This is a genomic window from Pseudomonas sp. R32 (genome assembly GCF_009866705.1).
GTDB lineage: Bacteria > Pseudomonadota > Gammaproteobacteria > Pseudomonadales > Pseudomonadaceae > Aquipseudomonas > Aquipseudomonas donghuensis.
This window is the reverse complement of the sequence record NZ_CP019396.1, coordinates 4,762,428-4,787,500: the sequence shown is the minus strand read 5'-3', so window position 1 is coordinate 4,787,500 and position 25,073 is coordinate 4,762,428. Positions and strand designations below refer to the sequence as shown.

At 62.1% G+C, this 25,073-nt stretch carries 24 protein-coding genes, 4 tRNA genes and 2 rRNA genes (1 of these 30 only partly in view); 24 read left to right on the top strand and 6 right to left on the bottom strand.

Translation table 11 applies throughout. The features are described from left to right. The 5 genes from PspR32_RS22090 to PspR32_RS22070 form a co-directional block, all read left to right on the top strand. Positions 1-402, top strand: a 23S ribosomal RNA gene (locus tag PspR32_RS22090) (it extends 2,489 nt beyond the left edge of the window). A 139-nt stretch (positions 403-541) separates the two neighbouring features. Beyond that, positions 542-657 (top strand): 5S ribosomal RNA (rrf, locus tag PspR32_RS22085). A 185-nt stretch (positions 658-842) separates the two neighbouring features. Next, positions 843-1,502 (top strand): paraquat-inducible protein A, encoded by a 660-nt coding sequence (locus PspR32_RS22080; RefSeq protein ID WP_010220588.1) that lies wholly within the window; start codon positions 843-845, stop codon positions 1,500-1,502. Continuing rightward, on the top strand, positions 1,489-2,112 hold the full coding sequence (locus PspR32_RS22075; protein ID WP_010220589.1) for a paraquat-inducible protein A: 624 nt from the start codon (positions 1,489-1,491) through the stop codon (positions 2,110-2,112). The genes PspR32_RS22080 and PspR32_RS22075 overlap by 14 nt, the downstream gene beginning before the upstream one ends. Next, positions 2,105-4,405, top strand: coding sequence for a PqiB family protein (locus PspR32_RS22070; RefSeq protein ID WP_159389170.1), 2,301 nt, complete (start codon positions 2,105-2,107; stop codon positions 4,403-4,405). Before PspR32_RS22075 ends, PspR32_RS22070 begins: the two co-directional genes overlap by 8 nt. Before the next feature lie 210 nt (positions 4,406-4,615). On the opposite strand, the gene rpsT is transcribed toward PspR32_RS22070, so the two are convergent. After that, complete coding sequence (rpsT, locus tag PspR32_RS22065; protein ID WP_010220592.1) at positions 4,616-4,894, bottom strand: 30S ribosomal protein S20; 279 nt, start codon at positions 4,892-4,894, stop codon at positions 4,616-4,618. 251 nt (positions 4,895-5,145) lie between these two features. On the opposite strand from rpsT, the gene murJ reads away from it, so the two are divergent. The 6 genes from murJ to ispH all read left to right on the top strand — a co-directional run bounded on the left by murJ (position 5,146) and on the right by ispH (position 12,481). After that, on the top strand, positions 5,146-6,684 hold the full coding sequence (murJ, locus tag PspR32_RS22060) for a murein biosynthesis integral membrane protein MurJ (protein ID WP_010220594.1): 1,539 nt from the start codon (positions 5,146-5,148) through the stop codon (positions 6,682-6,684). Positions 6,685-6,802: 118 nt separating this feature from the next. Continuing rightward, on the top strand, positions 6,803-7,753 hold the full coding sequence (gene ribF / locus PspR32_RS22055; RefSeq protein WP_010220595.1) for a bifunctional riboflavin kinase/FAD synthetase: 951 nt from the start codon (positions 6,803-6,805) through the stop codon (positions 7,751-7,753). After that, positions 7,750-10,581 carry an isoleucine--tRNA ligase gene (gene ileS / locus PspR32_RS22050; protein ID WP_010220596.1) on the top strand — a complete coding sequence of 944 codons (2,832 nt, stop codon included), beginning with the start codon at positions 7,750-7,752 and terminating at the stop codon, positions 10,579-10,581. Before ribF ends, ileS begins: the two co-directional genes overlap by 4 nt. Then, on the top strand, positions 10,574-11,089 hold the full coding sequence (gene lspA / locus PspR32_RS22045; RefSeq protein ID WP_010220597.1) for a signal peptidase II: 516 nt from the start codon (positions 10,574-10,576) through the stop codon (positions 11,087-11,089). Before ileS ends, lspA begins: the two co-directional genes overlap by 8 nt. Further along, entirely contained in the window at positions 11,082-11,519 is a 438-nt protein-coding gene (fkpB, locus tag PspR32_RS22040) for an FKBP-type peptidyl-prolyl cis-trans isomerase (RefSeq protein WP_010220598.1), read from the top strand. The genes lspA and fkpB overlap by 8 nt, the downstream gene beginning before the upstream one ends. 14 nt (positions 11,520-11,533) lie before the next feature. Then, positions 11,534-12,481 carry a 4-hydroxy-3-methylbut-2-enyl diphosphate reductase gene (gene ispH, locus PspR32_RS22035; protein ID WP_010220599.1) on the top strand — a complete coding sequence of 316 codons (948 nt, stop codon included), beginning with the start codon at positions 11,534-11,536 and terminating at the stop codon, positions 12,479-12,481. Here ispH and PspR32_RS22030 read toward each other — a convergent pair. Next, entirely contained in the window at positions 12,470-12,946 is a 477-nt protein-coding gene (locus PspR32_RS22030; protein WP_232531783.1) for a GspH/FimT family pseudopilin, read from the bottom strand. The genes ispH and PspR32_RS22030 overlap by 12 nt on opposite strands. Positions 12,947-13,087: 141 nt before the next feature. Between PspR32_RS22030 and PspR32_RS22025 the strand changes: the two genes are divergently transcribed. Genes PspR32_RS22025 through thiO form a run of 5 tightly spaced genes read left to right on the top strand, consistent with a single transcriptional unit; the run spans position 13,088 to position 15,999 of the window. After that, positions 13,088-13,291, top strand: a complete 204-nt coding sequence (locus PspR32_RS22025) for a type IV pilus modification PilV family protein (RefSeq protein WP_036996891.1) — start codon at positions 13,088-13,090, stop codon at positions 13,289-13,291. Next, positions 13,288-13,947, top strand: a complete 660-nt coding sequence (locus PspR32_RS22020) for a PilW family protein (protein WP_159389169.1) — start codon at positions 13,288-13,290, stop codon at positions 13,945-13,947. Before PspR32_RS22025 ends, PspR32_RS22020 begins: the two co-directional genes overlap by 4 nt. Beyond that, the gene (locus PspR32_RS22015) at positions 13,940-14,449 is read left to right on the top strand and encodes a PilX N-terminal domain-containing pilus assembly protein (RefSeq protein WP_010220604.1); all 510 of its coding nucleotides are present in this window, start codon (positions 13,940-13,942) and stop codon (positions 14,447-14,449) included. The genes PspR32_RS22020 and PspR32_RS22015 overlap by 8 nt, the downstream gene beginning before the upstream one ends. Before the next feature lie 20 nt (positions 14,450-14,469). After that, positions 14,470-14,868 (top strand): type IV pilin protein, encoded by a 399-nt coding sequence (locus tag PspR32_RS22010; protein ID WP_026001166.1) that lies wholly within the window; start codon positions 14,470-14,472, stop codon positions 14,866-14,868. Positions 14,869-14,895: 27 nt separating this feature from the next. Further along, entirely contained in the window at positions 14,896-15,999 is a 1,104-nt protein-coding gene (gene thiO / locus PspR32_RS22005; protein WP_010220606.1) for a glycine oxidase ThiO, read from the top strand. Positions 16,000-16,101: 102 nt separating this feature from the next. Here the strand turns inward: thiO and PspR32_RS22000 are convergent, their stop codons facing one another. Continuing rightward, the gene (locus tag PspR32_RS22000; protein WP_010220607.1) at positions 16,102-16,332 is read right to left on the bottom strand and encodes a PP0621 family protein; all 231 of its coding nucleotides are present in this window, start codon (positions 16,330-16,332) and stop codon (positions 16,102-16,104) included. A 93-nt stretch (positions 16,333-16,425) separates the two neighbouring features. Then, a complete protein-coding gene (locus PspR32_RS21995) occupies positions 16,426-17,448 on the bottom strand; it encodes an outer membrane protein assembly factor BamD (RefSeq protein WP_010220608.1) in 1,023 nt (340 codons plus the stop codon). A 150-nt stretch (positions 17,449-17,598) separates the two neighbouring features. Between PspR32_RS21995 and rluD the strand changes: the two genes are divergently transcribed. The 8 genes from rluD to PspR32_RS21955 all read left to right on the top strand — a co-directional run bounded on the left by rluD (position 17,599) and on the right by PspR32_RS21955 (position 23,338). Continuing rightward, the gene (gene rluD / locus PspR32_RS21990; protein WP_010220609.1) at positions 17,599-18,561 is read left to right on the top strand and encodes a 23S rRNA pseudouridine(1911/1915/1917) synthase RluD; all 963 of its coding nucleotides are present in this window, start codon (positions 17,599-17,601) and stop codon (positions 18,559-18,561) included. Continuing rightward, entirely contained in the window at positions 18,558-19,298 is a 741-nt protein-coding gene (gene pgeF, locus PspR32_RS21985) for a peptidoglycan editing factor PgeF (protein ID WP_010220610.1), read from the top strand. The genes rluD and pgeF overlap by 4 nt, the downstream gene beginning before the upstream one ends. A 124-nt stretch (positions 19,299-19,422) precedes the next feature. Then, the gene (clpB, locus tag PspR32_RS21980) at positions 19,423-21,987 is read left to right on the top strand and encodes an ATP-dependent chaperone ClpB (protein WP_010220611.1); all 2,565 of its coding nucleotides are present in this window, start codon (positions 19,423-19,425) and stop codon (positions 21,985-21,987) included. Between the two features lie 303 nt (positions 21,988-22,290). Further along, a tRNA-Asn gene (locus tag PspR32_RS21975) sits at positions 22,291-22,366 on the top strand. Between the two features lie 10 nt (positions 22,367-22,376). Then, a tRNA-Pro gene (locus PspR32_RS21970) sits at positions 22,377-22,453 on the top strand. Between the two features lie 5 nt (positions 22,454-22,458). After that, a tRNA-Lys gene (locus PspR32_RS21965) sits at positions 22,459-22,534 on the top strand. Between the two features lie 100 nt (positions 22,535-22,634). Then, positions 22,635-22,711: transfer RNA gene (locus PspR32_RS21960), tRNA-Pro, on the top strand. A 96-nt stretch (positions 22,712-22,807) separates the two neighbouring features. Beyond that, positions 22,808-23,338 (top strand): dihydrofolate reductase family protein, encoded by a 531-nt coding sequence (locus PspR32_RS21955; protein WP_100782486.1) that lies wholly within the window; start codon positions 22,808-22,810, stop codon positions 23,336-23,338. A 157-nt stretch (positions 23,339-23,495) separates the two neighbouring features. Here PspR32_RS21955 and PspR32_RS21950 read toward each other — a convergent pair whose 3' ends face one another. Then, positions 23,496-24,791, bottom strand: a complete 1,296-nt coding sequence (locus PspR32_RS21950; RefSeq protein WP_010220616.1) for an NAD(P)/FAD-dependent oxidoreductase — start codon at positions 24,789-24,791, stop codon at positions 23,496-23,498. An 84-nt stretch (positions 24,792-24,875) separates the two neighbouring features. Next, the gene (locus PspR32_RS21945) at positions 24,876-25,049 is read right to left on the bottom strand and encodes a DUF3094 family protein (RefSeq protein ID WP_081492759.1); all 174 of its coding nucleotides are present in this window, start codon (positions 25,047-25,049) and stop codon (positions 24,876-24,878) included. Positions 25,050-25,073 lie beyond the last annotated feature (24 nt).

Here is a 25,073-nt window from a genome sequence, read left to right as displayed (position 1 = left end):
ATGTCGGCTCATCACATCCTGGGGCTGAAGCCGGTCCCAAGGGTATGGCTGTTCGCCATTTAAAGTGGTACGCGAGCTGGGTTTAGAACGTCGTGAGACAGTTCGGTCCCTATCTGCCGTGGACGTTTGAGATTTGAGAGGGGCTGCTCCTAGTACGAGAGGACCGGAGTGGACGAACCTCTGGTGTTCCGGTTGTCACGCCAGTGGCATTGCCGGGTAGCTATGTTCGGAAGAGATAACCGCTGAAAGCATCTAAGCGGGAAACTTGCCTCAAGATGAGATCTCACTGGAGCCTTGAGCTCCCTGAAGGGCCGTCGAAGACTACGACGTTGATAGGTTGGGTGTGTAAGCGCTGTGAGGCGTTGAGCTAACCAATACTAATTGCCCGTGAGGCTTGACCATATAACACCCAAGCAATTTGCGTCGAATGACCAGATTGCGGTGTTGTGAAGACTGCAAAGCCGAGAATTTGTAACTCACAAAACATCACATACCCGATTCGCTGGAGTGTCTTAAACAAGACCTTCTGGCAACAGAATTTCTTGACGACCATAGAGCATTGGAACCACCTGATCCCATCCCGAACTCAGCAGTGAAACGATGCATCGCCGATGGTAGTGTGGGGTTTCCCCATGTGAGAGTAGGTCATCGTCAAGATTAAATTCCGAAACCCCTATCTGCGTACGCAGGTAGGGGTTTTGTCTTTATGGCGTCTGTGGGAGCGGCGGTGCGACGCCTCGACTTGCCCCGCGATGCGATGTGGCTGACAGAAGGGTATCGCGGGGCAAGCCCGCTCCTACATCGGTTAGAATAGCGCCCTCGCGTTGACTCAGAAGTTCACTATGTCAGAATCTGCCGACCCCCATCAGCTCGCCGACCTGCCCCTGGAAAACCTGGTGGCCTGTCACGAATGCGACCTGCTGATGCGTAAGCCTGTGCTCAAACAGGACGAAAAGGCCCACTGCCCGCGCTGTGGCTACGAGCTCTACGCCCATCGACACAATGTGGTCCCGCGCAGCCTGGCCCTGGTGCTGGCGGCCTTGCTGCTCTACGTACCTGCCAACTTCCTGCCGATCATGCAATTGCACCTGCTCGGCCAAAGCTCCAACGATACCGTCTGGAGCGGCGTGGTCGGGCTGTACAACACCGGCATGCGCGGCGTGGCGGTGGTGGTATTCCTGTGCAGCATGGCCATTCCCTTGCTCAAGCTGTTATGCCAGTTGGTAGTGCTGTTGAGCATTCGCCTGAACATTGGCCGCAGTTACGGCTTGCTGCTCTATCGCATTTATCACCATCTACGCGATTGGGGCATGCTCGAGGTGTATTTCATGGGCGTGCTGGTGGCGATGGTCAAGCTGGTCGATCTCGCGGAGCTGAGCCTCGGCCTGGGTCTGGCCTGCTTTATCAGTTTGTTGTTGGTGCAGGTGTGGCTGGAGGTGGTGATGTCGCCCCACCAGATATGGAGTGCTTTATCGGGGGAAGACCTGCATGCGTGCGATTGATGCTGGCATTCTGGTTTGTGGTGAATGCCACGAGCTGAATCGCCAGGAGCCAGACAGTGACGCACAAACCTGCACCCGCTGTGGTGCAGTGGTGCATGCGCGGCGGCCGAACAGCCTGGTGCGAACCTGGGCGTTGCTGATCACCTCGGCAATTTTGTACATCCCGGCCAATGTGCTGCCGATCATGACCGTCAGCGCGCTGGGCCAGGGCAGCCCGGACACCATCATGTCCGGCGTTATTACCTTGATGAAGCACGGCATGCTGCCGATCGCTGCGGTGGTGTTCATCGCCAGTATCCTGGTGCCGACCTTCAAGCTGGTGGGTATTGCCCTGTTGCTTTATTCGGTGCAGCGCCACCAACCGTTGTCGGCGCGGCAACGAATCCTGATGTACCGCTTCATCGAATTCATCGGACGCTGGTCGATGCTGGATATTTTCGTGATCGCCATTTTGGTGGCGGTGGTGAATTTCGGCAGGATCGCCAGTGTCGAAGCCAATCTGGGCGCCGTCGCCTTCGCCAGTGTGGTGATTCTGACGATGCTCGCTGCAGTAACCTTCGATCCCCGACTGATTTGGGATAACACGGAGTCGGATGACGACCATGAGTGATTTGCCTACGGCTAAAACCCGCCCAGCTTCGAACTGGTCGGCCATATGGATATTGCCTCTGATCGCTCTGGTGATCGGTGGCTGGCTTGGCTGGCAGGCCTATCGCGAGTCAGGGGTGAACATCCAGGTCCGCTTTGAAAGCGGTGAGGGTATCGTCGCCAACAAGACCGAAGTGGTCTTCAAGGGCATGTCGGTCGGTAAGGTGAAAGAGCTGGTACTGGATGCCAAGGGCAACAATACCGGGGTCATCGCCACCATCGAGATGAACAAGGAAGCCGAGCCGCACCTGAATACCGGCACCCGCTTCTGGCTGGTCAAGCCGAGTGTCAGCCTGGCCGGGATCACCGGCCTGGAGACCCTGGTTTCGGGTAACTACATTGCCGTGAGCCCTGGGCAAGGCGAGCCGACCAAGCGCTTCAAGGCGCTGGATGAGGCGCCGCCGCTGTCTGACAGCGAGCCAGGCCTGCACCTGACCCTAAAGGCTGACCGCCTGGGCTCGCTCAATCGCGACAGTCCGGTGTTCTACAAGCAGATCCAGGTTGGCCGGGTAAAGAGCTATCGTCTGGCCGAAGACCAGGGCACGGTCGAGGTCAAGGTGTACATCGAGCCGGCTTACGCCGCCCTTGTGCGCAAACATACGCGCTTCTGGAACGCCAGCGGCATCAGCATCGATGCCGACCTTTCCGGGGTGAAGGTCCGTAGTGAATCGCTGGCCAGTATTGTCGCCGGCGGTATCGCCTTCGCCACGCCCGAGCACCGCAAGGACAGCCCGCCAACTGATCCGAGCTTACCGTTCCGTCTGTACGAAGACTTCGATGCGGCCCAGGCCGGGATTCGCGTCAAGGTCAAGCTGAGCGACTTCGAGGGCCTGCAGGCCGGGCGTACCCCGGTGATGTACAAAGGTATCCAGGTTGGTTCGTTGAAGACCCTCAAGGTCGATGCCGACCTGGCCAGTGCCATGGCCGATCTGACCCTCGATCCGCTGGCCGAAGATTACCTGGTCGACGGCACCCAGTTCTGGGTGGTCAAACCGTCGATCTCCCTCGCCGGTATCACCGGCCTGGAAGCGCTGGTCAAAGGTAACTACATTGCCATTCGCCCGGGCGACAAGGGCGCGTCCCCGCAGCGTGAGTTCGAGGCGCGGGCCAAGGCGCCGCCACTGGACCTCAAGGCGCCCGGGCTGCACCTGGTGCTGTACAGCGACAACCTCGGTTCGCTGGAAGTCGGCAGCCCGATCCTCTACCGTCAGGTCAAGGTCGGTACGGTGCAGAGCTACCAGTTCTCCAAAAAGAGCAAGCGCCTGCTGATCGGCGTGCATATCGAGAAAGAGTACGCCGGCCTGGTCAACGGTTCGACGCGCTTCTGGAATGCCAGCGGCATTACCCTGAGCGGTGGCCTGTCGGGCATTCAGATCAAGAGTGAATCGCTGCAGAGCCTGATGGCCGGCGGTATTGCCTTCGACACGCCAATCCCGAATGTGGCGCTCAAACGCCGTATTCCGTTCTTCCTCCTGCATGAAAACCAGGAAGCAGCCAACCGCAGCGGAACCACGGTGACCATCCGTGTCGATCGCGCAGACGGCCTCAAGGTTGGCACGCCGGTTCGCTTCAAGGGCCTGGATGTCGGCAAGGTCGAGCAGGTCGACCTGACCAAGGATCTGCAGGCGGTGCTGCTCAAGGCGCGGATCACCGAGGTGCCGGAGCGCATTGCCCGCGAAGGTACGCAGTTCTGGGTGGTCAAGCCGGCCCTGGGTATCGTCAAGACCGCCAACCTGGAAACCCTGGTCACCGGCCAGTACCTGGAAGTGCAGCCGGCAGTCAGGAGCGCAGGGCCGCAGCTCAACTTCAATGCGTTGCCACAGGCGCCGGACTTCTCCGAGCGCGAAGCCGGGTTGGCGCTGGTGCTCAGCGCCCCGCGGCGGGGTTCGATCAAGCCGGGGGTGCCAGTGACCTACCGCGAGATTCCAGTGGGCAAGGTCACCGGTTTCGAGTTGGGGCAGACGGCCGACCGGGTGCTGATCCATGTCCTGATCGAGCCCAGGTACGCAGCGCTGGTACGCGGTGGTAGCCGTTTCTGGAACAGCAGCGGATTTGGCTTCGACATCGGCCTGTTCAAGGGCGCAACGGTGCGTACAGAGTCGCTGGAGACCCTGATCGAGGGCGGAATTGCCTTTGCAACGCCGGACGGCGAGAAGATGGGTAACCCGGCTCGTCCACAGCAGACCTTCGCCCTGTTCGACAAGGCCGAGGATGAATGGCTGCAGTGGGCGCCGAAGATTCAGATTGGTAAGTAACAAACACCCTGGGCTGCATTGCAGCCCATTGCTGGAGCTGGCTTGCCAGCGATGAGGCCGGTCCAGGCTACCCATCTGGTGTTGCCTGGGTTGCGACCGCTTTGCGGTCGATCGCTGGCAAGCCAGCTCCCACAGGGTTAAAGGTCAATCTCAGGAATCACAGGCAATAAAAAACCGACCCTAGGGTCGGTTTTTCAACAAGCGTGTCGCTTAGGCAGCTGCAGCTTCTTTCAGCGCCTTGATGTGGCCATTCAGACGGCCTTTATGGCGAGCAGCCTTGTTCTTGTGGATGATGCCTTTATCGGCCATACGGTCGATAACTGGAACAGCCAGAGTGTAAGCAGCTTGCGCTTTTTCGGCGTCTTTTGCGTCGATGGCTTTAACTACATTCTTGATGTAGGTACGAACCATGGAACGCAGGCTGGCGTTGTGGCTGCGACGCTTCTCAGCCTGTTTTGCACGTTTTTTGGCGGAAGGTGAGTTGGCCACCGTCGAGCTCCTCGAAAGACTTGGTAAATAGCAAACAAAATAGGCCGCGAATCATGCCGATGAGTTGATCGGTTGTCAAGGGCACTTGCATGGTTCCGCTGAGTGGTCGTTCTGTACAAGGGAGTGATTCCCTTCTGCGGTACGACCTGTAAACTCGGGAGCTTTTGCTCTGCTTGCGTTGCGGCGCGGAGTATCGCACAACTGGGCGCGTTGCGGCACAGCCCTTTATCCTCAGGCGTGAAAAACTTTCGATGAATCTTCTCAAATCCCTGGCCGCGGTCAGCTCCATCACCATGATCTCGCGGGTGCTGGGCTTTGTCCGTGACACCATCCTGGCACGGGTGTTCGGCGCAGGCGTGGCCACCGACGCCTTCTTCATTGCCTTCAAATTGCCCAACCTGCTGCGGCGCATCTTCGCCGAGGGCGCGTTTTCCCAGGCGTTCGTGCCAATTTTGGCTGAATACAAGACCCAGCAAGGCGAGGAGGCGACCCGTACCTTCATCGCCTACGTCAGCGGCCTGCTGACCCTGGTGCTGGCCCTGGTGACTGCCCTGGGGATCCTTGCCGCACCCTGGGTGGTGTGGGTAACGGCGCCGGGCTTTGTCGACAGCACCGAGAAGTACCAGCTGACCACCGACCTGTTGCGGGTGACCTTTCCTTATATATTGCTGATCTCGCTGTCGTCGCTGGCCGGGGCCATCCTCAATACCTGGAACCGCTTTTCGGTGCCGGCCTTCGTGCCGACCCTGCTCAACGTGGCGATGATCGGCTTTACCCTGTTCCTCACGCCGTACTTCGACCCGCCGATCATGGCCCTGGCCTGGGGCGTGCTGGCCGGTGGCCTGGCACAGCTGTTGTATCAGCTGCCACACCTGAAGAAGATCGGCATGCTCGTGCTGCCGCGCCTGAACCTGCGCGATAGTGGCGTGTGGCGGGTGCTCAAACAGATGCTGCCGGCGATCCTCGGGGTGTCGGTGAGCCAGATCTCGCTGATCATCAACACCATCTTCGCCTCGTTCCTGGTGGCCGGCTCAGTGTCGTGGATGTACTACGCCGACCGCTTGATGGAGCTGCCCTCCGGCGTGCTCGGGGTGGCCCTGGGCACCATCCTGCTGCCAACCCTGGCCAAGACCTACGCCAACCGCGACCGCCACGAGTACTCGCGGATCCTCGACTGGGGCCTGCGCCTGTGCTTTTTGCTGGTGCTGCCATGCACCCTGGCCATGGCGATTCTTGCCGAGCCGCTGACCGTGGCGCTGTTCCAGTACGGTAAATTCAGCGCTTTCGACGCGGCCATGACCCAGCGTGCGCTGATCGCCTATTCGGTGGGCTTGCTGGCGATCATTCTGGTCAAAGTGCTGGCCCCAGGCTTCTATGCCCAGCAGAACATCCGGACGCCCGTGAAGATCGCCATCTTCACCCTGGTCTGCACCCAGCTGTTCAACCTGGCATTTATTACCCACCTGGCGCACGCTGGCCTGGCCCTGGCCATCAGCCTGGGTGCCTGCCTGAATGCCGGCTTGCTGTACTGGAAGCTGCGCCAGCAGCAGTTGTTCCAGCCACAACCGGGCTGGGCCAGGTTCCTCGCCAAGCTGGTGGTGGCGGTACTGCTGATGTCGGCGGTATTGCTGGTAGGCATGCATTACATGCCGGCCTGGGCCGAAGGGCAGATGCTCGAGCGCTTCCTGCGCCTGGGTGCGCTGATCCTGGCCGGGGTCGTGACCTATTTCGGCTGTCTGTTGCTGTTTGGTTTTCGCCCGCGTGACTTCGCCCGCAAGGCGTTGCATTAAGGCGTAACGGCGGTCAGACGTCGGTTTTACACATTCCACGCCACGGGGTGACGCTGCTGCCTGTCGTCAGCGCCCGGGTGTGGTTATAATCGACCACTTTATGAGCAAGAAGCGCGTTATGCAGCTGGTTCGAGGCCTCCACAACCTGCGCCCCCAGCACCGGGGCTGTGTCGCCACTATTGGCAACTTCGACGGTGTTCACCGCGGCCACCAGGCAATCCTGGCGCGCCTGCGTGAGCGAGCGGACGAGTTGGGCGTGCCCAGCTGCGTGGTGATTTTCGAGCCACAGCCGCGTGAGTATTTCGCCCCCGACACCGCGCCCGCGCGCCTGGCCCGGCTGCGCGACAAGGTCGCCCTGCTGGCCGCCGCCGGCGTCGACCGGGTACTGTGCCTGGCGTTCAACCAGCGTTTGAGCAAGCTCAGCGCCGCCGAGTTCGTCGACACCATCCTGGTCGATGGCCTGGGGGTGAAACACCTGGAAGTGGGCGACGACTTCCGCTTCGGCTGCGACCGTGTTGGCGACTTCGACTTCCTCGAACAGGCCGGTATCCTCCAGGGCTTTACCGTGGAAGCGGCGCAAACCGTCGAGCTCGACGGCCTGCGGGTCAGCAGCACGCAAGTGCGCGATGCGCTGGCCAGCGCCGATTTCGAGCTGGCCGAGCGTCTGCTGGGGCGGCCGTTCCGCATCCGCGGGCGGGTGTTGCATGGGCAGAAGCTGGCACGCCAGTTGGGAACGCCGACGGCCAACATCCAGCTCAAGCGCCATCGCGTACCGCTCAGCGGGGTCTACCTGGTCAGCGTCGAACTCGACGGCAAGAACTGGCCGGGTGTCGCCAACATCGGCGTACGGCCTACTGTTTCAGGTGATGGCAAAGCCCACCTGGAAGTACATCTTCTGGATTTTGCCGGCGATCTTTATGGCCGGCGTCTGACGGTGGAATTCCACCACAAGCTGCGTGAAGAGCAGCGTTTCGCCTCCCTGGAGGCGCTGAAGTCGGCGATCGATGCGGATATCGCCGCCGCACGTGCCCATTGGCACGGTCAACCGCTAACGAAGAGCCTGAAATGACCGACTATAAAGCCACGCTAAACCTTCCGGACACCGCCTTCCCGATGAAGGCCGGCCTGCCACAGCGCGAACCGCAGATCCTGCAGCGTTGGGACAGCATTGGCCTGTACCAGAAGCTGCGCGAAATTGGCAAGGATCGTCCGAAGTTCGTGCTGCACGACGGCCCGCCCTACGCCAACGGCAAGATCCACATCGGTCATGCGCTGAACAAGATTCTCAAGGACATGATTGTCCGCTCCAAGACCTTGTCCGGTTTCGACGCCCCGTACGTCCCGGGTTGGGACTGCCACGGCCTGCCGATCGAGCACAAGGTCGAAGTGACCCACGGCAAGCACCTGAGCGCCGATCAGACCCGCGAACTGTGCCGCGCCTACGCCGCCGAGCAGATCGAAGGGCAGAAGACCGAGTTCATCCGCCTGGGTGTGCTGGGCGACTGGGACAACCCGTACAAGACCATGAACTTCTCCAACGAAGCCGGTGAAATCCGCGCGCTGGCAGAAATGGTCAAGCACGGCTTCGTGTTCAAGGGCCTCAAGCCGGTCAACTGGTGTTTCGATTGCGGTTCGGCCCTGGCCGAAGCCGAGGTCGAGTACGCCGACAAAAAATCGCAGACCATCGACGTTGCCTTCCCGGTAGTCGATGACGCCAAGCTGGCCGCCGCCTTCGGCCTGGCCTCGCTGGCCAAGCCTGCCTCGATCGTGATCTGGACCACCACCCCGTGGACCATCCCGGCCAACCAGGCGCTGAACGTCCACCCGGAGTTCAAGTACGCCCTGGTCGATACCGGCGACAAGCTGCTGGTGCTGGCCGAAGAGCTGGTCGAATCGTGCCTGAAGCGTTATGCGCTGGAAGGTTCGGTGATCGCTACTGCGCCAGGTTCGGCGCTGGAACTGATCAACTTCCGTCACCCGTTCTACGATCGCCTGTCGCCGGTGTACCTGGCCGACTACGTCGAGCTGGGCGCCGGTACCGGTGTGGTTCACTCCTCGCCAGCCTACGGTGAAGACGACTTCGTCACCTGCAAGCGCTACGGCATGGTCAACGACGACATCCTCACCCCGGTGCAGAGCAACGGTGTGTACGTGCAGTCGCTGGAGTTCTTTGGCGGCCAGTTCATCTGGAAGGCCAACCCGGCCATCGTCGACAAACTCTCGGAAGTCGGTGCGCTGATGCACACCGAAACCATCAGCCACAGCTACATGCACTGCTGGCGCCACAAGACCCCGCTGATCTATCGCGCCACCGCGCAATGGTTCGTCGGCATGGACAAGCAGCCCGACAACGGCGAGACCCTGCGCAAGCGCGCGGTCAAGGCCATCGAAGAAACCAAGTTCGTCCCGGCCTGGGGCCAGGCGCGCCTGCACTCGATGATCGCCAACCGCCCGGACTGGTGCATCTCGCGTCAGCGTAACTGGGGCGTACCGATCCCGTTCTTCCTCGACAAGCAAACCGGCGAGCTGCACCCGCGCACCGTCGAGCTGATGGAAGAAGTGGCCAAGCGCGTCGAAAAAGAAGGTATCGAGGCCTGGTTCAAGCTCGACGCCGCCGAGCTGCTCGGTGACGAGGCCGGCCAGTACGACAAGATCGCCGACACCCTCGACGTCTGGTTCGACTCCGGCACCACCCACTGGCACGTGCTGCGTGGCTCGCACAACATCGGCCACGAAACCGGCCCGCGCGCCGACCTGTACCTGGAAGGTTCCGACCAGCACCGCGGCTGGTTCCATTCCTCGCTGCTGACCGGTTGCGCCATCGACAACCATGCGCCGTACCGCGAACTGCTGACGCACGGTTTCACCGTCGACGAGAACGGCCGCAAGATGTCCAAGTCGCTGGGTAACACCATCGAGCCGCAGAAGGTCAACGACACCCTGGGTGCCGACATCCTGCGCCTGTGGGTTTCGGCCACCGACTACTCCGGCGAAATGGCGGTTTCCGAGCAGATCCTGCAGCGCAGCGCCGACGCCTACCGGCGTATCCGCAACACCGCGCGCTTCCTGCTCTCCAACCTGTCCGGCTTCGACCCGGCCCGCGACCTGCTGCCGGCCGAAGACATGCTGGCGCTGGACCGCTGGGCCGTCGACCGTACCCTGCTGCTGCAGCGCGAGCTGGAAGAGCACTACGGCGAGTACCGCTTCTGGAACGTCTACTCGAAGATCCACAACTTCTGCGTGCAGGAGCTGGGTGGCTTCTATCTGGACATCATCAAGGACCGTCAGTACACCACTGGCGCCAACAGTGTTGCCCGTCGTTCCTGCCAGACCGCGCTGTACCACATCAGCGAGGCGCTGGTGCGCTGGATCGCGCCGATCCTGGCGTTCACCGCCGACGAGCTGTGGCAGTACCTGCCGGGCGAGCGCAACGAATCGGTCATGCTCAACACCTGGTATGAAGGCCTGAGCGAGCTGCCGGAAGGCTTCGAGCTGGGTCGCGCCTACTGGGACCGCGTGATGGCAGCCAAGACAGCCGTCAACAAGGAGCTGGAAAACCAGCGTGCGGCCAAGGCCATCGGTGGCAACCTGCAAGCCGAAGTCACCCTGTTCGCCGACGACGCCCTGAGCGCCGACCTGAACAAGCTGGGCGACGAGCTGCGCTTCGTGCTGATCACCTCGGCAGCCAGCGTTGCGCCGTTCGCCCAGGCTCCAGCCGATGCGGTCGAGACCGAAGTGCCTGGCCTCAAGCTGAAAGTGGTCAAGTCCGGCCACGCCAAGTGCGGCCGTTGCTGGCACTTCCGCGCAGACGTCGGCTCGAACCCCGAGCATCCGGAAATCTGCGCCCGTTGCGCCGACAACATCAGCGGCAATGGCGAGGTGCGCCACTATGCCTAACCCTGGTGTGGGGCGCTTCGGGCGCCTCAGCTGGCTGTGGCTGAGCGTGCTGGTCCTGGTCCTCGACCAGGCCAGCAAGTTCTACTTCGAGGGCGCGCTGAGCCTGTATCAGCAGATCGTGGTCATCCCTGACTACTTCAGCTGGACCCTGGCCTACAACACCGGTGCCGCTTTCAGCTTCCTGGCTGACAGCTCCGGCTGGCAGCGCTGGCTGTTCGCCCTGATCGCCGTGGTGGTCAGCGCCGTGCTGGTGATCTGGCTCAAGCGCCTGGGGCGCAACGAGACCTGGCTGGCAGTCGCGCTGGCATTGGTGCTCGGCGGCGCGCTGGGCAACCTGTACGACCGTATCGTGCTTGGCCACGTGGTCGACTTTATCCTCGTGCACTGGCAGAACCGCTGGTACTTCCCGGCCTTCAACCTGGCCGACAGCGCCATTACCGTGGGTGCGGTGATGCTGGCGCTGGACATGTTCAAGAGCAAAAAGTCCGGAGAGCCCGTCCATGACTGAGACCCGTATCGGCCAGAACACCGAAGTGACCCTGCACTTCGCGCTGCACCTGGAAAACGGCGACACCGTCGATAGCACCTTTGAAAAGGCGCCGGCGGTGTTCAAGGTCGGCGACGGCAACCTGCTGCCAGGCTTCGAAGCGGCGCTGTTTGGCTTCAAGGCCGGTGACAAGCGTACCGTGACCGTGGTCCCGGAAAACGCCTTTGGCCAGCCGAACCCGCAGAACGTGCAGGTCATGCCGCGCTCGCAGTTCCAGGACATGGAGTTGTCCGAAGGCCTGCTGGTGATCTTCAACGATGCCGCCAACGCCGAATTGCCGGGTGTGGTGAAAGCGTTCGATGATGCCCAGGTGACCATCGACTTCAACCATCCACTGGCTGGCAAAACCCTGAACTTCGAGGTGGAAATCCTCGCGGTCAAGGCCCTGTGAGCCTGGAGTCCGCCATGCAAATCAAACTCGCCAACCCCCGTGGCTTCTGTGCCGGCGTGGACCGGGCGATCGAGATCGTCAATCGTGCCCTCGAAGTGTTTGGCCCGCCGATCTATGTGCGCCATGAAGTGGTGCACAACAAGTTCGTGGTCGAGGACCTGCGCGCGCGCGGGGCGATTTTCGTCGAAGAGCTGGACCAGGTGCCGGACGACGTCATCGTCATCTTCAGCGCCCATGGCGTTTCCCAGGCCGTGCGCCAGGAAGCCGCCGGGCGCGGCCTGAAGGTGTTCGACGCGACCTGCCCGCTGGTGACCAAGGTGCATATCGAGGTGGCGCGCTACAGCCGCGACGGCCGCGAGTGCATCCTGATCGGCCACGAAGGCCACCCGGAAGTCGAAGGCACCATGGGTCAGTACGACACCAGCAATGGTGGCGCCATCTACCTGGTCGAAGACGAGGACGATGTTGCCAGCCTGCAAGTCAACGACCCGGATAAGCTGGCCTTCGTCACCCAGACCACTTTGTCGATGGACGACACCAGCCGGGTGATCGATGCCCTGCGTGCGCGCTTCCCGAATATTGGCGGGCCGCGCAAGGACGACATCTGCTACGCCACCCAGAACCGTCAGGACGCGGTCAAGCAATTGGCCGACGAATGCGACGTGGTATTGGTGGTCGGCAGCCCGAACAGCTCCAACTCCAACCGCCTGCGTGAGCTGGCCGAGCGCATGTCGACCCCGGCCTACCTGATCGACGGCGCCGAAGACCTGCAAAAAAGCTGGTTCGATGGCGTCGAGCGCATTGGTATCACCGCCGGTGCTTCGGCACCCGAGGTGCTGGTGCGTGGGGTGATCGAGCAACTGCGGGCCTGGGGTGCCACCGGCGCCGAAGAGCTCGATGGCCGCGAGGAGAACATTACCTTCTCGATGCCCAAAGAGCTGCGTGTGCGTTCATTGATCTGACCCGGCAGCCGCGCACAGCGGCTGTTCGCCGGGCTCCTCGCGCAGGCTGACCCGGCCTGTGTGCGCCAGTACCACCCGGTACTGGCTGTAAGGATCGGGGCGCTGGCAAATAAACAGCGTCCCGGCCTGAAACGCTCCCCCCGCGTGCAAGGGCACCCCCAGCCCACTGAAGCGTATCTGCCGGGCTACCGGTTGATTGCCGACGATACTCACCCGCTCAAGCCGCTGTTCGTACAGCAACTGTGGGCCATCCTGCTCCACGACCATGCGCCAGCCATTACTCCAGTTATCGTCGAACGCCTGCAGGCGAACCACCTGGTTGCGCAGCAAGGCCTCGCTGCGTGCAGTGCGCAAGGCCTGGGCCAGGTCCTTGGCGGCAGCTTGCTGTTGTAGGCCGCTGCTCATGGTGCTGTAGGTCGGCAGGCTGATCTGCGTCAGCATCCCCACCAGCGCTAGTGCGAACATCATTTGTATCAGTGTTACCCCCTGTTGCTTCACCGTGCATTCCTCCCTGGAAGTGCTTCTATAGAGTCAGGCCGGCGGACAGCAGCGTCCAGTCGGCCAGGTTGGCAAAGGGCTGTGGAAAAGTCGCAGGAGGAAGGCGCCATGGATGGCGGACGGCAACAAGGAATGAGCTTGCTCGAGGTGCTGCTGGCCATGCTGGTGCTGGGGGTGGGTGTTTTTGCTGCAGCGGCTGCGCAAGTGCGGGCGTTGCAGGCCACCGACAGTGCCTTGCAGAGTACCCAGGCTGCGTATCTGCAGCATGGCGAGCTCGAAGAAGCGCGCATCAACGCAGGGCCAGGCCGATGAAACGGCAAGCCGGTGTCGGCCTGGTCGAAGTGTTGCTGGCCCTCAGCCTCGGCTTGGTGCTGCTGCTCGGTGCCAGCCGCCTGTTTTTGGCCGCCACTTCGAACTGGCAGGCTCAGGGCGTTGCCGCGCAACTGCAGGAAGACGCGCGCCTGGCGTTGCAGCGTATGGCCCAGGATATTCGCATGAGCGGCATGTTCGGCTGCTTGCGTGAGGATGCAATCAGCCATGTGAACCCGTCCTCGGCACAGGCGTTTGCCCAGCCACTGGCGGTAGTCCGCGCAGCGGACGGCCAATTGCAGCAATTGAGCCTGATCACTGCTGAAGTGGCTGGCGCCGGTGGGCGGCCGAACTGGACGTTGGTGACCGATTGCATTCGCGAAGCGCGGGTCTATCCCGATGTCCAGGCCGCGCCGGCCGGGCACTACGCGATACCGATACGGCGCCAGACCTACCGCGTTGAGGGCACCAGCCTGATGTTCGGCAGCGGTGCCAGCTATGCGCCGCTGATCGACAACCTGGGCGAGCTGCGCGTCGACATCATCAGCCGGAGTGCCACCCGCATCGCCGGGCTGCGTCTGAGCCTGACCTTGCTTGACCCGCTGGCGCGGGTAAGGCCGCAGCAGTATCAACTGACGGTGGCCCTGCGCAATGGCTAGGCCCGGCAGCCAGCGCGGGGTGATCCTGCTGGTCAGCCTGGTGTTGCTGGGACTGTTGGCTTTGCTCGGCGTCTCGGCGATGGTCAGCGCCACCCTGCAGGCGCGTATGGCGGGCAACCTGCAGGCAGCCTTGCACGGCTTCGAGCAGGCGGAGCAGGCCTTGCTGGTTGGAGAGTCGAGCGTGTCGGGCGTGTTGCCGTGCAGTTACTGTTTACCGCCGCCGGAAGCTGCACGGGTGCGGGCGGCTGGCGTCTACCGCGGCGAAGGGCCGACCTCCGGCCTGAGCTGGCAAGGCGGCGCCAGCGGCTTCTACCTCGTACAAAACCTTGGCCAGAGTACCCACGCCGCGCACTGGCCCGCCAACCTCTGCGCCACCTTGTACCGGATCACCGCCGTCAGCCATGCCGGGGCAGGGCGCAGCGTGCTCGAAAGCATTTATGCACAGGCTGTAGAAGAGGGCGCTCAGCCACCCAGGCGCATTCTCTGGCGCCAGCTTCACTAGGAGTTCGACTTATGTCCACCCTGCAGAAAGGTTTGAGCCTGATTGAACTGTTGCTTGTCGTCGCCGTGGTCGGCATTCTTGCGGGCATTGCCTATCCCAGCTACAGCGAACAGGTCCGCAAGGCCGCACGCACGGAAATCGCCGGGTTGCTGTTCGAAAGCGCGCAGTTGCTGGAGCGTCACTATTCACGCACCGGCCAGTACGCCGACAGCGAGGCCCTGGTCACCCCATTGGCGTCCGGGACCGAGCACTACCGGCTGCAAGCCGTTCGTCATTCGACGTCATTCACCCTGACCGCCCGGCGCATACCGGGTGGTTTGATGACCGGTGACCGCTGCGCTGATTTCGTACTCGACCAGGCCGGTGTGCGCCGCAATCCCGGCGCCGTTGATGCTGGCCATGGCTGTTGGGGTGGTTGAGGTTTACTTCAGACGTTGGATCAATACATGACCAAGCAAGTAGTGATTGTCGGTGGCGGGGTGATCGGCCTGCTGACAGCGTTCAACCTGGCGGCCGACGTCGATCAGGTGGTGCTGTGTGACCGTGGCGCGCTCGGCCAGGAGTCTTCCTGGGCCGGTGGCGGCATTGTCTCGCCGCTGTATCCGTGGCGCTATAGCGCAGCGGTAACGGCCCTGGCGCACTGGTCGCAGGATTTTTATCCACAGCTGGGCGAGCGCCTGTTCGCCAGCACCGGGGTCGACCCGCAAGTGCACACCACCGGCCTGTACTGGCTGGACCTGGACGACGAAGCCCAAGCGCTGGCCTGGGCCGAGCGCGAAGGGCGGCCGTTGACGGCTGTGGATATCTCGGCGGCCTATGACGCGGTGCCGGTGCTTGGCGGCGGTTTCCGGCGCGCCATCTACATGGCCGGGGTTGCCAACGTGCGTAACCCGCGCCTGGTCAAATCCCTCAAGGCCGCCTTGCTGGCGCTGCCGAACGTGAGCATTCGCGAGCACTGCGAAATCACCGGCTTCAGCCGTGAGGGCGAGCGCATTAGCGGGGTGGAGACCGCGACCGGGCCGATCCAGGCCGATCACGTCGTGCTGACGGCTGGCGCCTGGAGCGGCGACTTGCTGCGGCCGCTGGGCCTGGAGCTGCCGGTGGAGCCGGTGAAAGGGCAGATGATCCTGTACAAGTGCGCCGAAGACTTTTTACCGAGCATGGTGCTGGCCAAGGGGCGCTATGCGATCCCGCGGCGTGACGGGCATATTCTGGTGGGCAGTACCCTGGAGCATGCCGGTTACGACAAGACCCCGACCGAGGAGGCGCTGGAAAGCCTGAAGGCTTCGGCGGTGGAATTGCTGCCGGCGCTGGCCGATGCCACCCCGGTGGCCCATTGGGCAGGGCTGCGGCCGGGGTCGCCTGAGGGCATTCCGTATATCGGTGAGGTGCCGGGGTATGCCGGGCTGTGGCTGAACTGCGGGCACTACCGCAACGGCCTGGTGCTGGCGCCGGCGTCCTGCCAGTTGTTTGCGGATTTGTTGCTGGGGCGTGAGCCGATGATCGACCCGGCGCCGTATGCACCGGCTGGGCGGGTGGCTGCTCTCTAGGGCCTCATCGCTGGCAAGCCAGCTCCCACAGGAAAGCAGATATCTTCAGATCCCTGCCGTACCTGTGGGAGCTGGCTTGCCAGCGATGGCCGCGCCGCACAATCAGCGCTGCGCCCCAGGCCCCTGCTCCAGGTGCGCCTGGCTGCAATACCACTGCGCCCCGCGATGCAATGCCCGGTCACTGGGCAAATGCACGCCGCAATGGGCGCAGCGGACCATCTTCAGCGGGTCTTCGAGGCTGTTGTTCTGCGTAGCAGCATTGCTGGCCTTGAACTTGCGCCACAGCCAGAAGGCGGCGGCAATCAGGGCAATCCAGAATAGTAGGCGAACCATGGTGTCCAGCTTTGTCAGTGAAGAGCCTTCAGTCTAGGGCTCAGGCATGAAAAAAGGGAGGCCTTGGCCTCCCTTTATCTTTTACACGATGGCTCAGTCGAACACACCGAAGGTCATGTAGCTGAACCAGGAGCGGTCTTCGTTGTTACCTTCCGCTTCGTGGTTCTCTTCTTCGATGACGTCACCGTTGGCATCTTTAGGCAGCAGCTCTTGCGGGATCGCGTCCTTGGCGTCCTGATACTGCTTGATCACGTCCTGGTTGGCGCGGGTCTCGCCCGGCGGCAGCGGCGGGGCGGTATTGATCAGGCCCAGGGTGGCCTTGGACAGCCACGAGCGGTTGTCGGCCTCGTTCTGTTGCGGCACGAACTGGCCATCGACCAGGCTCGGGTGATCCGGGTAGTTGAGCTTGAGGGTTTCCAGGCTGGTGGCGGCCAGTTCGTCCAGGTGCAGGCGCATGTAGGCTTCGGTCATCACCGCCAGGCCGTCGCCGACCGATGGGGTTTCCTGGAAGTTCTCGACCACGTAGCGGCCACGGTTGGCGGCAGCGACATAGGCCTGACGGGTCAGGTAGTAGTCGGCCACGTGGATTTCGTAGGAGGCCAGCAGGTTGCGCAGGTAGATCATGCGCTGCTTGGCGTCTGGCGAGTAGCGGCTGTTAGGGAAGCGGCTGGTCAGCTGGGCGAACTCGTTGTACGAGTCGCGGGCAGCACCCGGGTCACGCTTGGTCATGTCCAGCGGCAGGAAGCGCGCCAGCAGGCCGCGGTCTTGGTCGAAAGAGGTCAGACCCTTGAGGTAGTAGGCGTAGTCGACGTTCGGATGCTGCGGATGCAAGCGAATGAAGCGCTCGGCGGCAGACTTGGCAGCCTCCGGTTCGGCGTTCTTGTAGTTCGCGTAGATCAGCTCGAGCTGGGCCTGGTCGGCGTAGCGGCCGAACGGATAGCGCGATTCCAGAGCCTTGAGCTTGCTCGTGGCACTGGTATAGCTGTGGTTGTCCAGGTCGGCCTGCGCCTGCTGGTACAGCTCGGCTTCGCTCAGGTTTTCGTCGACGACTTCCTTCGAAGAACAAGCAGCGGTCAGTCCGAGGATGGCGATCAGCAGCAGGTGTTTCACTTGCATGGCGGCTTGCGTCCCTATGACGGCCGCTGTCTTGGGCGTGGCCGTCCTGTTATGATGAGCACCCCGATGCAACCCTCGGGGCAAAAGACGTCGTATTTAACCACAAGCGTGCAGTCGAAACCAAAGGCTGTGCCGCCCGCTGATTCGAGCATGTCCGAGATCATTCAACTTCGCGCAGAGGTGCCGTCCGAATTGGGCGGGCAACGCCTCGACCAAGTCGCCGCCCAATTGTTCGCTGAGCACTCGCGCTCGCGCCTGTCCACCTGGATCAAGGAGGGGCGCCTGACGGTCGATGGCGCTGTCCTGCGTCCGCGCGATATCGTCCACGGCGGTGCGCTGCTGGCGCTCGACGCCGAGCAGGAAGCCCAGGGCGAGTGGGTGGCCCAGGACATCGAGCTGGATATCGTCTACGAAGACGACCACATCCTGGTGATCAACAAGCCTGCCGGGCTTGTGGTCCACCCGGCTGCGGGCCACGCTGATGGCACCCTGCTCAATGCCCTGCTGCACCATGTGCCGGACATCATCAATGTGCCGCGCGCCGGTATCGTCCACCGCCTGGACAAGGACACCACCGGTCTGATGGTGGTGGCCAAGACCATCCAGGCGCAGACCCAGCTGGTCGCCCAGTTGCAGAGCCGCAGCGTCAGCCGCATCTATGAATGCATTGTGATCGGCGTGGTAACGGCCGGCGGCAAGATCAACGCGCCGATCGGCCGTCACGGCGGGCAGCGCCAGCGCATGGCGGTCACCGAGGGCGGCAAGCCGGCGGTCAGCCACTACCGTGTACTGGAGCGCTTCCGCTCGCACACGCATGTGCGGGTCAAGCTCGAAACCGGGCGTACCCACCAGATTCGCGTGCACATGGCTCACGTCAACTTCCCGTTGGTCGGCGATCCGGTCTACGGCGGGCGTTTCCGTATTCCGCCAGCGGCCAGCCTGACCATGGTCGACGCGCTCAAGACCTTCCCGCGCCAGGCCCTGCATGCGCGCTTCCTGGAGCTCGATCACCCGGTGACCGGCGAGCGCATGGGCTGGGAATCGCCGCTGCCGGATGACTTCGTCTGGCTGCTGTCGCTGCTCAAGCAAGACCGTGAGGCGTTCATCGGATGAGCGAGTTGACGCAAGCGCTGCTGTTTCCCGACTGGCCTGCGCCAGCCGGGGTGCGCGCCTGCGTCACCACGCGCAGCGGCGGGGTCAGCCTGCCGCCTTATGAAAGCTTCAACCTCGGCGACCATGTTGGCGATGCGCCGGCAGCGGTGGCCGAGAATCGCCGGCGACTGACCGTCGAGTTCGGCATTCAGCCGGCCTGGCTCAAGCAGGTGCATGGCGTGGTGGTGGCCGATGCCGACCCCAGTGTTATCGCCGAAGCCGATGCCAGCTACAGCGCGACCCCGGGCATTGCCTGCACGGTGATGACCGCCGACTGTTTACCGGTGCTGTTCTGCGACCGCGCCGGCACCCGGGTAGCCGCCGCCCACGCCGGCTGGCGCGGGCTGGCCAACGGTGTGCTCGAAGCCACCCTGGACCGCCTGGCGCTGCCGCCCGACGAGGTGCTGGTGTGGCTCGGCCCGGCTATTGGCCCGCAAGCCTTCGAAGTTGGCCTGGAAGTACGCGACGCGTTCACGACCGTTCATCCGGAAACTGCCCGGGCTTTCGTGCCCGGTGCCCAGCCCGGCAAGCTGATGGCCGATATCTACCAGCTGGCCCGCCTGCGCCTGGCAGCACGCGGCGTCAATGCCGTCTATGGTGGTGGCTTGTGCACCGTCAGCGACCCGCGCTTCTATTCTTATCGGCGTACCCCGCAGGGTGGCCGCTTCGCTTCCCTGGTCTGGCTGGCACCGCGCTGACCTGGATCAAGCCCGGCTAGCTTGAATCTTCCAGAATCACCCTTATCTACAGTGGTATCTCTGGCAGGTTTTTCTTCATCAGGTGTGTCCATCGCTCCGACCTGCCCATAAAGGAAGGTAACCCATGCGAATAGACCGTTTGACCAGCAAGCTGCAATTAGCATTATCCGACTCCCAATCCCTGGCCGTGGGCATGGACCATCCGGCCATCGAGCCTGCGCACCTGGTGCAGGCCCTGATCGATCAGCAGGGCGGTTCGATCAAGCCGCTGCTGATGCAGGTCGGCTTTGACGTCAACAGCCTGCGCAAGGCGTTGAGCAAAGAGCTCGACCAACTGCCGAAAATCCAGAACCCCACGGGCGATGTGAACATGTCCCAGGACCTGGCGCGCCTGCTCAACCAGGCCGACCGCCTGGCCCAGCAGAAGGGCGACCAGTTCATCTCCAGCGAGCTGGTGCTGCTGGCGGCCATGGACGAGAACAGCAAGCTCGGCAAGCTGCTGCTCAGCCAGGGCGTAAGCAAAAAGGCCCTGGAAAACGCCATCAGCAACCTGCGTGGCGGCGAGGCGGTCAATGACCCCAACGCCGAAGAGTCGCGCCAGGCCCTGGACAAATACACCATCGACCTGACCAAGCGCGCCGAAGACGGCAAGCTTGACCCGGTGATTGGCCGTGACGATGAAATTCGCCGCACCATCCAGGTGCTGCAGCGCCGGACCAAGAACAACCCGGTGCTGATCGGTGAGCCTGGCGTCGGTAAGACCGCCATCGCCGAAGGCCTGGCCCAGCGCATCATCAATGGCGAAGTGCCGGACGGCCTTAAAGGCAAGCGCCTGCTGTCGCTGGACATGGGCGCGCTGATTGCCGGTGCCAAGTTCCGCGGCGAGTTCGAGGAACGCCTCAAAGCCCTGCTCAACGAGCTGTCCAAGCAGGAAGGGCAGATCATCCTGTTCATCGATGAGCTGCACACCATGGTCGGCGCCGGTAAAGGCGAAGGCTCGATGGATGCCGGCAACATGCTCAAGCCGGCCCTGGCCCGTGGCGAGCTGCACTGCGTCGGCGCCACCACGCTTAACGAATACCGCCAGTACATTGAAAAAGACGCCGCGCTGGAGCGGCGTTTCCAGAAGGTACTGGTTGAAGAACCGAGCGAAGAGGACACCATTGCCATCCTGCGTGGCCTCAAGGAGCGTTACGAGGTGCACCACAAGGTGGCGATCACCGACGGCGCGATCATCGCCGCGGCCAAGCTCAGCCATCGCTACATCACTGACCGTCAGTTGCCGGACAAGGCCATCGACCTGATCGACGAAGCGGCCAGCCGCATCCGCATGGAGATCGACTCCAAGCCGGAAGTGCTCGACCGCCTGGAGCGCCGCCTGATTCAACTGAAGGTCGAGTCCCAGGCACTGAAGAAAGAAGACGACGAAGCCGCGATCAAGCGCCTGGAGAAGCTCACCGAAGAGATCGCCCGGCTGGAGCGCGAGTACGCCGACCTGGAAGAGGTCTGGACGTCGGAAAAAGCCGAAGTGCAGGGCTCGGCGCAGATCCAGCAGAAAATCGAGCAATCGCGTCAGGAGCTTGAAGCGGCCCGCCGCAAGGGCGACCTCAGCCGCATGGCCGAGCTGCAGTACGGGGTGATCCCGGACCTGGAGCGCAGCCTGCAGATGGTCGACCAGCACGGCAAGGCGGAAAACCAGCTGCTGCGTAACAAGGTCACTGAAGAAGAGATTGCCGAGGTCGTGTCCAAGTGGACCGGCATCCCGGTGTCGAAGATGCTCGAAGGCGAGCGGGAAAAACTGCTGAAAATGGAAAGCCTGCTGCACGAGCGGGTGATCGGCCAGGAAGAAGCGGTGGTGGCAGTCTCCAACGCCGTGCGCCGTTCGCGTGCCGGCCTCTCGGACCCGAACCGCCCGAGCGGCTCGTTCCTGTTCCTCGGCCCGACCGGTGTCGGTAAAACCGAGTTGTGCAAGGCGCTGGCCGAGTTTCTCTTCGACACTGAAGAGGCCATGGTGCGTATCGACATGTCCGAGTTCATGGAGAAACACTCCGTGGCTCGCCTGATCGGTGCACCACCAGGCTACGTAGGTTATGAAGAAGGCGGCTACCTGACCGAAGCGGTGCGGCGCAAACCTTATTCGGTGGTGCTGCTCGACGAGGTCGAGAAGGCCCACCCGGATGTCTTCAACGTGTTGCTGCAGGTGCTTGAAGACGGCCGCCTGACCGACAGCCACGGGCGGACGGTGGATTTCCGTAATACCGTGATCGTCATGACCTCCAACCTGGGCTCCTCGCAGATCCAGGAACTGGTGGGCGATCGTGAAGCGCAGCGTGCGGCGGTGATGGATGCCGTGGGTTCGCACTTCCGGCCGGAGTTCATCAACCGTATCGACGAAGTGGTGGTGTTCGAACCGCTGGGCCGCGAGCAGATCGCCGGTATCACCCAGATCCAGCTCGGCCGCCTGCGCAGCCGCCTGACTGAACGTGAGCTGAGCCTGGAACTGAGCCCTGAGGCGCTGGATAAACTGATCGCCGTCGGTTACGACCCGGTCTATGGCGCACGGCCGCTGAAACGGGCGATCCAGCGCTGGATCGAGAACCCGCTGGCGCAGTTGATCCTGTCGGGCAAGTTCCTGCCAGGCAGCGCCATCACGGCGAAAGTGGAGGGCGAAGAGATCGTCTTTGCCTGAGTTTTCGGTGGGTTACGCTAAGGCCTCGATTTTCGAGGCCTTTTTTCTTTGCATTTTTTCTCGAGTGCTTGTAAAGTGCGCCCCGCTGTATGTCGCCCCGCAGCTTCCCGGCAAAATTGGGAATCTGAAAAAAAGTTGCAAATCAGTAAGTTGAATGCAAATTAGGGGTTGACAAGGGTTTTGAAGGTTGTAGAATAGCGCGCCTCAGAGACATGAACGCAGCGATGCACAAGGTCGAAGAGTTCGAAGCGGTAGTGATACAGCACTCGAAATTGCAGCACTGTTGTAATTGAAATTGATAGTTCCGCGATAGCTCAGTCGGTAGAGCAAATGACTGTTAATCATTGGGTCCCAGGTTCGAGTCCTGGTCGCGGAGCCAAATTTCAAGCCGGGGTATAGCGCAGTCCGGTAGCGCGCCTGCTTTGGGAGCAGGATGTCAGGAGTTCGAATCCCCTTACCCCGACCATTTTTGGGTCGTTAGCTCAGTTGGTAGAGCAGTTGGCTTTTAACCAATTGGTCGTAGGTTCGAATCCTACACGACCCACCATTTTTGAAGCCGGTACGCTGGGTTCAAATCTTAAAAGGTTGGTTTGCCATTAGCAGCCAGCCATAAAAAAAGGCGCCTTTATTGGAGCCTTTTTTTTTACCGGGGTATAGCGCAGTCCGGTAGCGCGCCTGCTTTGGGAGCAGGATGTCAGGAGTTCGAATCCCCTTACCCCGACCATCTTCAGAAAGAAGGGCACCTTGCAAAAGGTGCCCTTTTTTCGTTTCTACAGCCTGCCTGATACTATCCGGCTATTTCCTGCAAGGGAGCTGCCCCATGACCCTGAAAACCTCCGTCTATATCGCCACCAGCCTCGATGGCTACATCGCCCGTGAAAGCGGTGAGCTGGACTGGCTGATGGTCGCCACTAGTTCCAGTGACGACCACGGTTACGCCGCGTACATGGCCACTGTCGACACCCTGGTCATGGGCCGCAACACCTTCGAGAAGGTCCTGACCTTTGGCGAGTGGCCGTATCCGCACAAGCGTGTGGTGGTGCTGAGCAGCACCTTGCAGCAGGCCGATATGCAGCATGGCATCGAAGTGCACCCGGGGCCGGTCGCCGACCTGGTCGAGCACCTGAATGAAACAGGCGCCAAGGGGCTGTACCTCGATGGCGGGCAGGTGATTCAGAGCTTCTTGCGCGAAGGCCGGCTGGATGAACTGACCATCACCCGCATACCGGTGTTGCTGGGCAGTGGCATCCCGCTGTTCGGGGCCCTGGCGAAGGACGTGACGCTGCAGCATATGCGCAGCACCACCTTTGAGAGCGGGTTTGTGCAGAGTACCTACCGGGTCCTCAAGTAAAACCTACACCACGGACTTGTGGGAACTGGCTTGCCAGCAGCACATTTACATCGACTGTACCGACGCCATCGCGGGTCAAGCCCGCTCCTACAGAAACACCGCCATACCTGTGGGAGCGGGCTTGCCCCGCGATGAGGCCCTCAAAGCCAATCCAACGTCAGTGCAACTTCAACCGCGGCTCAGTCCCACGCCCGATCCGGCTACCCAGCATCAGCATCAGCGTACGGAATGTCCCGTACAGCGCCATCTGGTGCATGCGGTACAGCGACACATAGAACATCCGCGCCAACCAGCCTTCGAGCATCACGCTGCCGGTCAGGTTGCCCATCAGGTTACCCACCGCCGAGAAGCGCGACAGCGACACCAGCGAGCCATAATCCCGGTACGCATACGTCGGCAACGGCTTGCCTTCCAGGCGCGCCTTCAAGCCCTTGGCCAGCAACGACGCCTGCTGGTGCGCAGCCTGCGCCCGTGGTGGCACGTTGCGGTCGCTACCCGGTTGCGGGCAGGCGGCGCAGTCGCCGAAGGCGAAGATGTTGTCGTCCAGGGTGGTTTGCAGGGTAGGGCGCACCACCAGCTGGTTGATCCGGTTGGTTTCCAGGCCGTCGATGTCCTTGAGGAAACCCGGCGCACGAATACCCGCCGCCCAGACCTTGAGGCTGGCCTGAATCACGTCACCATTGCTGGTGCGCAGCTCATCGGCGGTCACTTCACTGACCGCCGCGTTGGTCATCACCGTCACCCCGAGTTTCTCCAGGGTCTTGTGCACGGGCACGCTGATGCGCTCCGGCAGCGCTGGCAGTACCCGCGGGCCAGCCTCGATCAGGGTGATGTGCATGTCTTTGGGCTGGATACGATCCAGGCCGTAAGCCGCCAGCTCATGGGCCGCGTGGTGCAGCTCGGCGGCCAGTTCCACACCGGTGGCACCGGCGCCGACGATGGCCACGCTGATTTGCTCATTGGCCTGATCGCCGGCGTGGGCGCGCAGGTAATGATTGAGCAGTTGCTGGTGGAAACGCTCGGCCTGCTTGCGGGTATCGAGGAACAGGCAATGCTGCGCCGCGCCCAAGGTGCCGAAGTCGTTGGTGTTACTGCCCACTGCGATCACCAGGGTGTCATAGCCCAGGGTGCGCGCAGGCAGCAATTCGCGACCGTCTTCATCGAGGGTGGCAGCCAGCTGGATCTGCTTGGTTTCGCGGTCCAGGCCGCTCATGCGCCCGAGTTGGAACTGGAAGTGATTCCACTTGGCCTGGGCCACGTAGTTCAGTTCGTCTTCGGAAGAGTTGAGCGAGCCCGCCGCCACTTCGTGCAGCAGCGGCTTCCAGATGTGCGTCAGGTTGGCGTCGACCAGGGTGATGCTGGCGCTACCTTTTTTGCCCAGGGTCTTACCCAGGCGGGTCGCCAGTTCCAGGCCGCCGGCGCCGCCGCCGACAATCACAATACGGTGAGTCATGGAGATATCTCATAAGGTTTACGGAATTCGGGTCTTGAGTGGCAGGCCGCACGGGGCGGGCGTTGTGGGCGAGCGCAAGGCAGCTCATAGCACCAGATGACTCAAGAGGCGGCTCAACAAGCCGAGTGCAACGGTCACGACCACCACCAGCAGAAGGAGCAGCCAGGGCCGGAATGGCTTGCGCTCGACTTGGTGCTGGGGGGCTCGCAGGTATTCATCGACACGACGCTGGTCTTCGGGATTCAGGCGGCTGGTCATGAGGGCCTCGTCAGATAGACGCAT

What these genes read in the sequence shown, in the direction of transcription:
- PspR32_RS22080 (WP_010220588.1), top strand. Translation starts at nt 843, where the DNA reads ATGTCAGAATCTGCCGACCCCCATCAGCTCGCCGACCTGCCCCTGGAA.
- PspR32_RS22075 (WP_010220589.1), top strand. Translation starts at nt 1,489, where the DNA reads ATGCGTGCGATTGATGCTGGCATTCTGGTTTGTGGTGAATGCCACGAG.
- PspR32_RS22070 (WP_159389170.1), top strand. Translation starts at nt 2,105, where the DNA reads ATGAGTGATTTGCCTACGGCTAAAACCCGCCCAGCTTCGAACTGGTCG.
- murJ (WP_010220594.1), top strand. Translation starts at nt 5,146, where the DNA reads ATGAATCTTCTCAAATCCCTGGCCGCGGTCAGCTCCATCACCATGATC.
- ribF (WP_010220595.1), top strand. Translation starts at nt 6,803, where the DNA reads ATGCAGCTGGTTCGAGGCCTCCACAACCTGCGCCCCCAGCACCGGGGC.
- ileS (WP_010220596.1), top strand. Translation starts at nt 7,750, where the DNA reads ATGACCGACTATAAAGCCACGCTAAACCTTCCGGACACCGCCTTCCCG.
- lspA (WP_010220597.1), top strand. Translation starts at nt 10,574, where the DNA reads ATGCCTAACCCTGGTGTGGGGCGCTTCGGGCGCCTCAGCTGGCTGTGG.
- fkpB (WP_010220598.1), top strand. Translation starts at nt 11,082, where the DNA reads ATGACTGAGACCCGTATCGGCCAGAACACCGAAGTGACCCTGCACTTC.
- ispH (WP_010220599.1), top strand. Translation starts at nt 11,534, where the DNA reads ATGCAAATCAAACTCGCCAACCCCCGTGGCTTCTGTGCCGGCGTGGAC.
- PspR32_RS22030 (WP_232531783.1), bottom strand. Translation starts at nt 12,946, where the DNA reads ATGTTCGCACTAGCGCTGGTGGGGATGCTGACGCAGATCAGCCTGCCG.
- PspR32_RS22025 (WP_036996891.1), top strand. Translation starts at nt 13,088, where the DNA reads ATGGATGGCGGACGGCAACAAGGAATGAGCTTGCTCGAGGTGCTGCTG.
- PspR32_RS22020 (WP_159389169.1), top strand. Translation starts at nt 13,288, where the DNA reads ATGAAACGGCAAGCCGGTGTCGGCCTGGTCGAAGTGTTGCTGGCCCTC.
- PspR32_RS22015 (WP_010220604.1), top strand. Translation starts at nt 13,940, where the DNA reads ATGGCTAGGCCCGGCAGCCAGCGCGGGGTGATCCTGCTGGTCAGCCTG.
- thiO (WP_010220606.1), top strand. Translation starts at nt 14,896, where the DNA reads ATGACCAAGCAAGTAGTGATTGTCGGTGGCGGGGTGATCGGCCTGCTG.
- PspR32_RS22000 (WP_010220607.1), bottom strand. Translation starts at nt 16,332, where the DNA reads ATGGTTCGCCTACTATTCTGGATTGCCCTGATTGCCGCCGCCTTCTGG.
- PspR32_RS21995 (WP_010220608.1), bottom strand. Translation starts at nt 17,448, where the DNA reads ATGCAAGTGAAACACCTGCTGCTGATCGCCATCCTCGGACTGACCGCT.
- rluD (WP_010220609.1), top strand. Translation starts at nt 17,599, where the DNA reads ATGTCCGAGATCATTCAACTTCGCGCAGAGGTGCCGTCCGAATTGGGC.
- pgeF (WP_010220610.1), top strand. Translation starts at nt 18,558, where the DNA reads ATGAGCGAGTTGACGCAAGCGCTGCTGTTTCCCGACTGGCCTGCGCCA.
- clpB (WP_010220611.1), top strand. Translation starts at nt 19,423, where the DNA reads ATGCGAATAGACCGTTTGACCAGCAAGCTGCAATTAGCATTATCCGAC.
- PspR32_RS21955 (WP_100782486.1), top strand. Translation starts at nt 22,808, where the DNA reads ATGACCCTGAAAACCTCCGTCTATATCGCCACCAGCCTCGATGGCTAC.
- PspR32_RS21950 (WP_010220616.1), bottom strand. Translation starts at nt 24,791, where the DNA reads ATGACTCACCGTATTGTGATTGTCGGCGGCGGCGCCGGCGGCCTGGAA.
- PspR32_RS21945 (WP_081492759.1), bottom strand. Translation starts at nt 25,049, where the DNA reads ATGACCAGCCGCCTGAATCCCGAAGACCAGCGTCGTGTCGATGAATAC.